The following is an 11,500-nucleotide window of genomic DNA, read 5'->3' as shown; positions in this document are numbered from 1 at the left end:
TGACCCGTTGGTCAAGTGGTTAAGACACCGCCCTTTCACGGCGGTATCATGGGTCCGAATCCCATACGGGTCACTTTCATGGAGGATTAGCTCAGCTGGGAGAGCGTCTGCCTTACAAGCAGGATGTCACAGGTTCGAACCCTGTATCCTCCATAATAATGGGTTCCACATCTCATTATTTAATAGTATCAACCGAATAATTTGGCTCGGTAGCTCAGTCGGTAGAGCAATGGATTGAAGCTCCATGTGTCGGCAGTTCGATTCTGTCCCGCGCCATTGATGGAGGGGTAGCGAAGTTGGCTAAACGCGGCGGACTGTAAATCCGCTCCTTCGGGTTCGGAGGTTCGAATCCTCTCCCCTCCATTTTTTATAGGGATATAGTTTAATGGTAGAACTATGGTCTCCAAAACCATCAGTGGGGGTTCGACTCCCTCTATCCCTGCTTTTTAATATTTTGGCGGTATTGGTGAAGTGGTTAACACACCGGTTTGTGGATCCGGCACGCGTGGGTTCGATTCCCACATACCGCCCTTGATTGGGTTTGAGCCAAGTAGTGATGAAGATTGTAGACTTTGACTCCATCGTCATTTTCAACGGTTTGTAATTCCAATCGTAGGTATTTGATGGTGGTATAGCCAAGTGGTAAGGCAGAGGTCTGCAAAACCTTTATCACCGGTTCAAATCCGGTTACCACCTTTAGTACTTACGCTATCTTGCCGCTGTGGCGGAATTGGCAGACGCGCTGGACTCAAAATCCAGTTCCTTCACGGGAGTGTGGGTTCGACCCCCACCGGCGGCATAGATGGTTAGTTAAATCGATAGTGTAATGCTTAAATAAAAAAGACTTCGTAGCTATCTGCGAGGTCTTTTTTATTATTATTAGACAAAATAAAAAATCTCATCACTAAGTATGAGATTATCGTGCATGAACTAATTACTCCACCGTGTTTGGCTATGGCTAGGGAGAAGCATAAGAATAAGGAACCATATTGTACCAAGTAATGGAATGATTTGAATTACAATCCACCAGCCTGAACGGTCTGTATCATGTAAACGGCGGACGGTGACAGTCCAGTTAGCTAGCCAAACTAAGAACGCGATAAAGCGAGTCCCTAAAGAATAGTTAAGATCAGCGAAGTTGTAGATTTCTGTAATCGGATGACCGACAATGTTCTGAACAACAGCTGCCGCAATAAAGGCAATAATGGCATTAATAATAGCAGGCCACCAATATTCAGAACGAGTTGCGGTACCTGAGAAGTTTAAAATGTTACTCCAATACTTTTTGTATGCATTCATCAATGTTACACCTCCAATCGATAATTTATAATAGGTCATTAAATAGTTTAGCAAAGTTTTGGCTTGATTACTATTCTCGACTACGACATCCACTAAAAAACACGCATTGTGGAAATTTGGTTTCAATTTTCATTTAAATATTCGTTCAAAATGCTCAAAATTATTTTAAAATTTTTATTTGTGAGATTTGTTTGCAGAACTGATTTTTTGTTTATTGAATGACAAGAGAGGGCAAATCGGGGCCTAGCATAGGGTTAGAAATTTGAGTAACTGACCACAGGAAACTTGAAATCGAAATTTTTGACATTTGCTTTTATCACTATATATGGTAATTCAAAATAAATGTAGACACAACATATTGTGTTATTTTGCAAAATGATTTACTATAGGCTTACTGAGATAAATGAAAGTGAGTGGTTCCAATGGACATTACAAGAGATCGGATAGATCAATTAAACGATTTAAAAGAGATTAAAGTTGAAAAACGAGATGGCTCAATGTCATCATTTTATTCATACAAAATTGATTTCGTGCTACATAAACTAACGACAGATATTCAAACCATAAACGAAGTTGAAGAAACACTCTACGGTGAATTAAGTGGTACCGCCGAAGTTAAAACCTCTGAAATTGCAGATATGATCGTCAACATCTTGGACGGCTTAGATCAAGATGTTTTAGCACAGGACTATGTAACTTTCTATCAAAAGGAAGTTCAAAGTTTCAAAAATGCAACAAATGCTGAAGCTCGTCTACAAAAGTTGTTTGATAAAAACTCAAGTGTTGTGCATGAGAATGCGAATAAGGACAGTCGGGTCTTCAATACTCAACGTGACCTAGAAGCCGGTGCAGTTAGCCGCGCGATTGGGTTAAAGATGTTACCTAAGGTCGTTGCGCAAGCACACTTACGTGGAGATATTCACTGGCACGATTTAGACTATTCACCAGTCACACCGGAAACTAACTGTTGCTTAATTGATTTTGATGAAATGCTTACCAATGGATTTAAAATTGGGAATGCTTGGGTGAGTTCACCTAAGTCAATTCAGACAGCCACTGCCCAAATGTCACAAATTATTGCTAATGTTGCTTCATTACAATATGGTGGTTGTTCCGCTAATCGAGTTGATCAATTATTAGCTCCTTACGCGCAACTTAACTATGATAAGCATATGGCGGATGCTGAAAAATGGATTACTGCAGATAAGCGCGAAGCCTTTGCTAAAGAAAAGACTATTAAAGATATCTATGATGCGATGCAAGCCCTCGAATATGAGATTAACACCTTGTATTCGTCACAAGGCCAAACACCTTTTACGACCGTTAATTTTGGCTTAGGAACTAGTTGGATTGAACGTGAAATTCAAAAAGCTATTCTTAAAGTACGGATTAAAGGATTAGGCAAGGAACATCGGACTGCAATTTTCCCTAAGTTAGTTTATACAGTTAAACGTGGTCTTAATTTGGATGTGACTGATCCTAACTATGACGTTAAACAACTAGCACTTGAATGCTCAACAAAACGGATGTATCCAGATTTGTTAATGTATGACAAAATCGTTGAATTGACTGGTAGTTTCAAAACTCCAATGGGCTGTCGTTCATTTTTACAAGGATGGAAAGATGATAATGGCGTTGAAGTGAACTCAGGTCGTATGAATTTAGGCGTTGTCACTGTTAATTTGCCTCGAGTTGCCATTGAAGCAAAGGGGAACAAGGATCTTTTCTGGGATATCTTTGAAGAAAAAATGGATATCTGTCACCAAGCTTTGGAATATCGGATTGAACGGACGAAGGAAGCCGAACCAGAAAACGCACCATTACTATATATGTATGGCGCATTTGGCAAACGATTGAAGTCTACCGACAATGTTGATGATGTCTTTAAAAATGGTCGTGCCACAGTTTCTTTAGGTTATATCGGTATCTATGAAACTTGTACCTTATTTTATGGGGACGGTTGGGAACAAAATGCTGAAGCGCGTGCTTTTGCTGAATCAGTCGTTAAACACATGTATGAACACTGTAAAGACTGGGCAGCTGAAAGTGGGTATCATTATAGCCTCTACTCAACACCAGCAGAATCATTGACGGATACTTTTGCGCAAGCTGACCTTAAGAAGTTCGGTAAAATTGAAAACGTGACTGACAAGGAATACTACACGAATAGTTTCCATTACGATGTCCGTAAACATCCATCACCATTTGAAAAGTTATCCTTTGAAGAAGTCTTTCCAAAATATGCTTCAGGTGGATTTATCCATTATTGTGAATATCCAAGTTTGCAAAACAATCCAAAAGCTTTGGAAGCAGTTTGGGACTGGGCTTATGATCACGTTGGTTATTTAGGCACCAATACTTCAATTGATCAATGTTTTGAATGTGGCTTTACTGGCGACTTTAAGCCAACTGCCAAGGGATTTGTCTGTCCACAATGTGGTAATCACGATCCAAAGACTTGTGATGTTGTCAAAAGAACTTGTGGTTATTTAGGTAACCCACAACAACGGCCAATGGTCCACGGTCGTCACGTCGAGATTTCGTCACGTGAAAAACACATGAATGGAGAGATGATTAAGAATGCCGCAGCACATGAAAGAGCCAAACAATCCGATGCCCAAAGAATGGCTGGCGAGCGAGCATAGTCTCCAAAAGATTGCCAGTTATAAACCATTTAACTTTGTTGACGGTGAGGGAGTGCGCTGTAGCCTGTATGTCAGCGGATGTTTGTTTAATTGTCCGGGCTGCTATAACGTAGTGGCTCAGAACTTTAATTATGGTCATGAATACACGCAGGAACTGGAAAATCAGATTATTGAAGATTTGAGTCAATCTTACGTACAAGGTTTGACGCTGTTAGGTGGCGAACCATTCTTGAATACCCAAGTTTGTCTGAAACTCCTCAAGCGGATTCGTAAGGAATTTGGCGATACTAAGGATGTTTGGTCTTGGACTGGTTATAAGTGGGATGAATTGATGCAAGAATCCGATGATAAACTCGAAATGTTGTCCTATGTCGATATTTTAATCGATGGCCGTTTCTTAGAAGCCAAAAAAGATCTCACTTTACAGTTCCGTGGTAGTAGTAATCAAAATATTATTGACGTCAAGAAGTCATTAGCCCAAGATAAAGTAGTTATTTGGGATAAATTAGTTAAATAGTTCGATTTAAGCACTCGCAAATGATGATTTGCGGGTGCTTTTTTGCCGTTTTGACTCGCTTTTGAACGATTTATTGGGATTTCTCTGTAATATTTTTGAAATTTTTCAATTAAAAAATGAAAAATACATTAGTAAATACCTATTAAATCAGCAATTTTCACATTTAACACTCAGACAAAGAATGAAAATCGGTCAAAAAGAACAGTTTTGTAATAATTGAAATTAACATAAAATTAAGGGCTTTATACATGCGGTAGATTTAAACATGGATAACGTATTTGCCGGAGTTGTCATATTTTGTGAATCAAGAGACCGCTTTCTTGTTGATATCAGCAACGTGTCAACTGATTAATTAAATTGGCATAATAGCAATAGGTAAAACAATTTACTTATTTGATGAAAATGTGCATTTTTGAACAAACTCGAACGAACATTGGTATTTCCTTCGTTTTTATTTCAAACAAAACAAAACGCCAGAAAACGGATAAAATCCCGACATATGTTTGTAATGTTTATCCTGTAAAGTTATCACCGTTGCATAAGCAAAGCACAAAGAAAAAGGATGGTTTTTTAATTTATGAATTTTAAGAAGAACGCACTCAAGTTCTCTGTTGCAGTAGCAGGCGCAGTTACATTAGGTTTCGCCGCTACATCTATTCAAGCAAACGCTGACGAGATTTACACAGTTAAATCAGGCGACACGCTTTCAGGCATTTCATTCACTTACGCTAACGATTACAGCTTAATTGATTCACTTGCCTCAAACAACAACATTGCAGACAAGAATTTAATTTATGTTGGTGAACAACTAATGATCACTGACAACGGTACAATTCGCGAAGCTACTGATCAAGAAGTAGCTACGACACCAGCTGCTGACGAAAGTGCCACAGCATCAACTGATACTACTAGTTCAGCTGCTACTAGTTCAGCTGCTACTAACACTACATCAACAACTACCACTACTGATACAACTTCAGCTTCTTCAACTTACACAAGCAATGTGTCAGGTTCAGAGGCTGCAGCTAAAGCATGGATTGCTAACAAAGAATCTGGTGGTTCATACACTGCTTCAAACGGTCAATACTATGGTAAGTATCAATTGAGTTTATCATACCTAAATGGTGATACCTCAGCTGCTAACCAAGAAGCCGTTGCTGACAATTACGTAACAAGCCGTTACGGTTCATGGGTTGCCGCACAAACATTCTGGCAACAAAATGGTTGGTACTAAAATTTAGTACACTTAAGACGTCATTTCGATGACGTTTTTTTTTTTTCGATTTTTATTCAAACTACCAGTTGACAAAACTTATAAATCCAAGTACCATAATAACAATCGAAAAAATTAAAATACGATGAAAAGATGAGTAGAAAAGTGGATTTCGCTGAGAGAGTTCCCGCGTTGGTGAAAGGGAATCGAAAGACATTTTCGAATATGGTCTTGAAGTGTGGACGACTGAGTGTGAACAAGGTAGTCATGGGGACGCCCATTACAGCGTGAGGGTATGCAGTACTTAAACCACAACTATGTGGCACGGTATCAGTACCCAGTGAGGGATATTCGTGTGAACGGTATCTAAATCAAGGTGGTCACACGGCAAGTCGTCCTTATCTATGCAATTAAGCATGGATAAGGACTTTTTTTTTGGAAAAACATAGTTCATTCACATCAATACAAGGGGAATATTAACATGACAACTAAAACAAAAGCACAACCAAATCGTTACGATATCGTCGGGAGTTTCTTACGGACACCAGAATTAAAAGATGCAACAGCCAAGTTCCGTTCAGGCGAACTTAACCAAGGAGAATTCAAAGTTATCCGTCAAGAACAAACCCAACAATTAGTTGAAAAAGAAGTTGCCCACCGTTTAAAAGATGTGACCGATGGCGAATTCAATCGTAGTTGGTGGCATTTGGACTTCTTATGGGGCTTGAACGGTGTCGATAAGTATGACTATAAAGAAAGCTACAAATTTGAAGGTGCGCATACGCGGACTGATAATGCAGAATTGACTGGTAAAGTTAGTTTCAATCCAGACCACCCATTTTTTGAAACGTTTGAATATTTACAATCAATTACTCCAGATGGGGTAACACCTAAGCAAACAATCCCATCCCCAACCATGTTATTCCGAGATAATCGTTCTGATAATTGGCCAAATTTCTATGACACGCGTGAAGCTTATTTGGATGATTTAGCCAAAGCTTATCATCTGACAATTCTTCATTTTTATGAATTGGGCGCACGTTATGTCCAAATTGATGACACTACTTGGGCATTTTTAATTAGTAAGTTGAACGAAACTAAAGACGATCAAACTGAACATGCAAAATATGTGAAATTGGCAGAAGAAGGCGTTCAAGTTATCAATGCTGCAATTGCAGACTTGCCCGAAGATTTGACCGTCACCACCCATATTTGTCGCGGTAACTTCAAATCAACTTTCTTATTCTCTGGTGGATATGAAGCCGTGGCCCAATATTTAGGTCAATTGGATTATGATGAATTTTTCCTTGAATATGACAACAATCGTGCAGGGGACTTAAGTCCAATCAAAACTATTTGGAACAATCGCCCAAATACTATTATTGTACTTGGCTTGATTACATCAAAAGATGGTCAATTAGAAGATCGCAAACAAGTGATTCACCGCGTCAATGAAGCGACTGAATTTGTACCCTTAGAAAACTTAGCTATTTCAACACAATGTGGCTTTGCTTCAACTGAAGAAGGTAATGCCATTACGGAAGCTGACCAATGGGCCAAAATTGATCTCGTAAAATCAATTGCTGATGAAATTTGGAAATAAACACTAGAGGAGAGAATTAACATGACTGAAACACAAACATTTACTAAACGAACAACGGCACCTTTTAGATTTGATGTGGTCGGAAGTTTCTTACGTCCAACCACCTTGAAAAATGCGCGGGCCAAATATGCTGACGGCGAAATTACCGCTACTGACTTAAAAAAGGTTGAAGATGAAGCGATTATTCATTTGATTAAGCAAGAAGAAGCAGCTGGCATTCAATCAATTACTGATGGCGAATTTCGTCGTAGTTGGTGGCACCTAGATTTCTTCTGGGGCTTGCAAGGTGTTAAAAAAGTAGTCGTTGATAAAGGCTATGTCTTTAACGATGAAGAAACACGTGCTGAAACATCTGAGTTAACCGGTAAATTGAGTGGCGAATCACATCCATTTGTCGAACATTTTAAGTTCTTACGGGCTCATTTAGCTGACCCAGCCACTGCTAAACAAACGATTCCCGCTCCGGCGCAATTTATAGCTGAATTGCATCGACCAGAAAACATTGAGTCGACCCGTAAATTCTATGCGACTGATAAAGAATTAATCGCTGATATCGCCGCAGCTTATAAGAAAGTTGCTTTGGATTTATATGATGCTGGTTTACGCGTACTCCAAATTGACGATTGTACCTGGGGGATGTTGGCTGGTTCACACGCTGGTGCTAAAACTGGGGATGGCGCTGGTCAAATTGCTCAAGAAAAATTAGATGCAGCCAAGGAACTATATGTCACAGTCAACAATGCTTTTCTTGAAGGATTACCTGAAGATTTGATTGTGACCACACATGATTGTCGTGGTAACTATCATTCAACTTGGGCGTCAGCCGGTGGTTATGAAAGTGTGGCAGAACCACTATTCACTCGTGAAAAAGTTGCTGCTTTCTTCTTGGAATATGATAATGATCGTTCTGGTGGCTTTGAACCATTAGCCAAAGTTGGCGATAATCAAATCGTTGTTTTGGGCTTAATTACAACTAAGAATGGTGAACTAGAAGATAAAAATGCTGTCATCAATCGTATTCATGAAGCTGCAAAATATGTCCCATTGGACCGCCTAGCCCTCAGCACACAATGTGGCTTTGCTTCTACTGAAGAAGGCAATGTAATTACTGAAGACCAACAATGGGCTAAGATTGCATTAGTTAAAGAAGTTTCTGAAGAGGTTTGGGGAAAGTAAAAAGCAGAGTGCTGAAATCAATCGGGAACACCTGAGCTTCTAACTGTAAAGTGACGATTCAAGTGATTTACTTGGATGGTTATTTTAAGTTAGGTGAGGGTGTTGATTGAATGAGCACGTTTAAAAAGCAGAGTGCTGAACACATCGATAATTCGCGAGCTTCTAGCCTAGATTATCGAAAGATTACGGGTGAAGCACGTTCTGAATCACAAATAGCACCAAAAAATGAGAATCCAGTCGGATTCTCATTTTTTATGTCGCATTATCGGTGAAAATATAGCCAAAGCCACGGGCAGTTTTAATCCATTTTGGATTTTGTGGATCGGTTTCGATTTTATCTCGGATATGGCTAATGTGGATATCGACCATCCGGGAAGTCCCCATGATGTCGTATCCCCAAACGCCTTCCAGTAATTGATCACGACTTAGGACTTGGTTGGGATGATTGACAAGGTACTGAAATAATTTAAATTCTTTGGGAGTTAAGCCTAAATCTTCACCATTTCGTGAAACCGAATAGTGGTGAGTATCAACAATCAAATCATGAAACTTCACTAAGTGTGAAATGTCTTTGGATTGTGATGACTCATCATTATCTTCGTCAAAATTAGTGGTGATTTGGTCATAAACCCAAACGCGTTGTTTAATAATGCGCATCACATCGGCTAAATTGGTTTTATTGGCAACTAAATCATCAATAAACAATTCTGATAACTGATCTGCCATTGAGCTATTAATTTCACTGTAAAGAACGATGATGGGTCCTTTAATTCGAGGCCTTAATTGTTTCAAAGCCTCAAGACTGGCCTTAAAATCTAAACTGTCTAAATCCCAAACAATTGCTTTAATCCGTTGTTCGGCTGCCGTTCGGATGGCAATATTTGCTTGGACAGTATTATTCACAAACCAGCCGGCCTGATTTGCGACTTCATTTAATGAAGTGAAAAGTTCTAATTTATTCGTCATTAGTAATATTCGATCTGCCAAAATTGATTCCCCTCAAATCTGCCAAATTTTCCTACATCTTATTTATCCCACAAATGTAAACGAATGTCGATACATTTACCTTTTATTTACAAAGCTATCTTTACGGCATTTTTACCTAAAGAATATTTTAGTTTTACATCGGCTACATATACTTTAGGTGCCGGTAAAGGAAAACACAAAAAAGAGGATAGAAAAATGAAACGAATAATTGGATTAGTATTTTCACTCACGATGGCAGCGCTCTTGATAGCAGGTTGTTCCAGTAAAAGTGCTGCACAATCAAGCAAGTTAACAATCGTTGGATCCACGGCCCTGCAACCATTAATTGAACAAGCGGCTAAACAATATCAAGAAAGTAACTCAGGTGCTTCGATCACTGTCCAAGGTGGCGGCTCTGGGACTGGCTTAAGTCAGATTCAAAATGGCTCCGTTTCGATTGGTAATTCAGATGTGTTCGCCTCGCAGGTTTCCGGGATTAATACTAAGAAAATCGTTGATCATAAAGTTGCAGTCGTTGGAATTACGCCTGTCGTTAATCCAGATACAGGAGTTACAAACTTATCGATGCAACAGCTCCAAGATATTTTTACCGGCAAAGTTACGAACTGGCAAGAAGTTGGTGGCAAAGACAGAGCCATTACAGTTATTAATCGTGCAAAAGGAAGCGGAACACGGATTACATTTGAGCAAAGTGTGATGAATGGACAAACGGCGATTAAATCGCAAGAACAAGACTCCAATGGAACCGTTCAAAAATTAGTGTCTACGACTTCAGGATCAATTAGTTATGTGGCCTTCTCTTACGTAACGGCCAAACTGCAAGCAGTATCAATTGATAATGTGAAGCCCACTGATGCGAACGTTAAAACTAATCAATGGAAAATTTGGGCTTATGAACATATGTATACCACTAAAAAAGCAGACGTATCTACCAAGAAATTTATTAAGTATGTCGAATCTGCCAAAGTGCAAAAGACGCTTGTTAAGAAATTAGGGTACATCAGTATTCAAGATATGAAGGTCACTAAAGATGCAGCAAACCAAGTGAAATAGATTTCTAGGAGCTCTGGGGATGTTTACTATTCTTGGAGCTTTTACATATTTACAACTTCTTTACATGAAGCAAACATTAATTTTACACTCGTCATTTATACTTAATTCGAAATCTTGGATTAGTAACAATGAAAGAGGTTAGGTCATGAAAAAAACTCTCACACTCGTTGGAGCAATGTTGGCATTATTATTATTAATTACTGGATGTGGAAAAAGTAAGAATCAGGATACAAAGATGACAATTGTCGGTTCAACGGCTTTACAACCGTTAGTTGAGCAGGCGTCGAGTCAATATTCAGAAAAGAACTCGAATATTTCAATCACGGTGCAAGGTGGGGGCTCTGGAACGGGACTCAGCCAAGTTCAAAGTGGTGCAGTGGTTGTTGGTGATTCGGATGTGTTTGCTGAACAAGCTTCGGGAATTAAAGCGTCAGAATTAACCGATCATCAAGTTGCGGTCGTTGGGATTGTGCCGGTTGTGAATCCTAAAAGTGGAATCAAGAATTTATCCATGAAACAACTGGAAGGTATTTTTACCGGTAAGATTACTAACTGGAAACAGGTTGGTGGTAAAAACGAAAAAATAATTGTGATTAATCGAGCTCAAGGTAGCGGAACTCGCTTAACGTTTGAACAACAAGTGTTGGGTAACAAAACGGCGGTTAAGTCTCAAGAACAGGATTCAAATGGCACCGTGCAACAAATTGTTGGGAGCACGCCGGGCGCAATTAGTTATGTCTCGTTTTCATACGTGAATAATAAAATTCAACCACTCTCAATTGATAACGTGAAACCAACCGCAAAAAATGTGGCAACAAACGCTTGGAAGATTTGGTCATACGAGCACATGTATACGCAAAAAAAGGTCTCGGACAAGGCAGCTGATTTTATTAAATATATTCAGTCTGAATCAGTCCAAGATGGATTAGTAAAGCAGCTTGGATATATCAGTATTCATGATATGCAAGTGTCGAAAGATGAAAATAATCAAGTAACGGACAAGTAGG

10 protein-coding genes and 8 tRNA genes are annotated in these 11,500 nt (G+C 39.3%); 16 read left to right on the top strand and 2 right to left on the bottom strand.

Going from position 1 to position 11,500, the window contains the following annotated elements; translation table 11 throughout:
- Window position 1 precedes the first annotated feature (1 nt).
- The 8 genes from FFM59_RS02905 (at window position 2) to FFM59_RS02870 (ending at window position 799) form a co-directional block, all read left to right on the top strand.
- Window positions 2-73: transfer RNA gene (locus FFM59_RS02905), tRNA-Glu, on the top strand.
- 7 nt (window positions 74-80) lie between these two features.
- A tRNA-Val gene (locus FFM59_RS02900) sits at window positions 81-153 on the top strand.
- Window positions 154-203: 50 nt separating this feature from the next.
- Window positions 204-276, top strand: a tRNA-Phe gene (locus tag FFM59_RS02895).
- Window positions 277-281: 5 nt separating this feature from the next.
- Window positions 282-363 (top strand) — tRNA-Tyr (locus tag FFM59_RS02890).
- An 8-nt stretch (window positions 364-371) separates the two neighbouring features.
- A tRNA-Trp gene (locus FFM59_RS02885) sits at window positions 372-442 on the top strand.
- A 15-nt stretch (window positions 443-457) separates the two neighbouring features.
- Window positions 458-530: transfer RNA gene (locus FFM59_RS02880), tRNA-His, on the top strand.
- Between the two features lie 95 nt (window positions 531-625).
- Window positions 626-696: transfer RNA gene (locus tag FFM59_RS02875), tRNA-Cys, on the top strand.
- Between the two features lie 19 nt (window positions 697-715).
- Window positions 716-799: transfer RNA gene (locus FFM59_RS02870), tRNA-Leu, on the top strand.
- Between the two features lie 131 nt (window positions 800-930).
- On the opposite strand, the gene FFM59_RS02865 is transcribed toward FFM59_RS02870, so the two are convergent.
- A complete protein-coding gene (locus FFM59_RS02865) occupies window positions 931-1,302 on the bottom strand; it encodes a DUF805 domain-containing protein (RefSeq protein ID WP_137601561.1) in 372 nt (123 codons plus the stop codon).
- Between the two features lie 419 nt (window positions 1,303-1,721).
- Here FFM59_RS02865 and nrdD point away from each other — a divergent pair, with 419 nt between their 5' ends.
- From nrdD to FFM59_RS10000, 6 genes are all read left to right on the top strand, one after another.
- Complete coding sequence (gene nrdD / locus FFM59_RS02860; RefSeq protein ID WP_137601560.1) at window positions 1,722-3,944, top strand: anaerobic ribonucleoside-triphosphate reductase; 2,223 nt, start codon at window positions 1,722-1,724, stop codon at window positions 3,942-3,944.
- Complete coding sequence (gene nrdG / locus FFM59_RS02855; protein WP_137601559.1) at window positions 3,880-4,461, top strand: anaerobic ribonucleoside-triphosphate reductase activating protein; 582 nt, start codon at window positions 3,880-3,882, stop codon at window positions 4,459-4,461. The genes nrdD and nrdG overlap by 65 nt, the downstream gene beginning before the upstream one ends.
- A gap of 577 nt (window positions 4,462-5,038) precedes the next feature.
- On the top strand, window positions 5,039-5,695 hold the full coding sequence (apf, locus tag FFM59_RS02850) for an aggregation-promoting factor (protein ID WP_137601558.1): 657 nt from the start codon (window positions 5,039-5,041) through the stop codon (window positions 5,693-5,695).
- Window positions 5,696-6,155: 460 nt separating this feature from the next.
- On the top strand, window positions 6,156-7,277 hold the full coding sequence (locus FFM59_RS02845) for a vitamin B12 independent methionine synthase (protein ID WP_137601557.1): 1,122 nt from the start codon (window positions 6,156-6,158) through the stop codon (window positions 7,275-7,277).
- A gap of 21 nt (window positions 7,278-7,298) precedes the next feature.
- Window positions 7,299-8,453 (top strand): 5-methyltetrahydropteroyltriglutamate--homocysteine S-methyltransferase, encoded by a 1,155-nt coding sequence (locus tag FFM59_RS02840; RefSeq protein WP_137601556.1) that lies wholly within the window; start codon window positions 7,299-7,301, stop codon window positions 8,451-8,453.
- A 110-nt stretch (window positions 8,454-8,563) separates the two neighbouring features.
- Window positions 8,564-8,725 carry a hypothetical protein gene (locus FFM59_RS10000; protein ID WP_170175909.1) on the top strand — a complete coding sequence of 54 codons (162 nt, stop codon included), beginning with the start codon at window positions 8,564-8,566 and terminating at the stop codon, window positions 8,723-8,725.
- Here the strand turns inward: FFM59_RS10000 and FFM59_RS02835 are convergent.
- Window positions 8,706-9,440 (bottom strand): winged helix-turn-helix transcriptional regulator, encoded by a 735-nt coding sequence (locus tag FFM59_RS02835; RefSeq protein ID WP_137601555.1) that lies wholly within the window; start codon window positions 9,438-9,440, stop codon window positions 8,706-8,708. The two genes, FFM59_RS10000 and FFM59_RS02835, sit on opposite strands and share 20 nt — an antisense overlap.
- A 195-nt stretch (window positions 9,441-9,635) precedes the next feature.
- On the opposite strand from FFM59_RS02835, the gene FFM59_RS02830 reads away from it, so the two are divergent.
- Window positions 9,636-10,493 carry a phosphate ABC transporter substrate-binding protein PstS family protein gene (locus tag FFM59_RS02830; RefSeq protein WP_137601554.1) on the top strand — a complete coding sequence of 286 codons (858 nt, stop codon included), beginning with the start codon at window positions 9,636-9,638 and terminating at the stop codon, window positions 10,491-10,493.
- A 145-nt stretch (window positions 10,494-10,638) separates the two neighbouring features.
- Window positions 10,639-11,499 carry a phosphate ABC transporter substrate-binding protein PstS family protein gene (locus tag FFM59_RS02825; protein WP_137601553.1) on the top strand — a complete coding sequence of 287 codons (861 nt, stop codon included), beginning with the start codon at window positions 10,639-10,641 and terminating at the stop codon, window positions 11,497-11,499.
- Window position 11,500: the final 1 nt, after the last annotated feature.

The organism is Paucilactobacillus nenjiangensis (assembly GCF_005405445.1).
In the GTDB taxonomy this organism is placed as follows: Bacteria; Bacillota; Bacilli; order Lactobacillales; family Lactobacillaceae; genus Paucilactobacillus; species Paucilactobacillus nenjiangensis.
The sequence above is the reverse complement of the archived record's forward strand: the minus strand, read 5'-3'. Positions and strand labels throughout refer to the sequence as shown.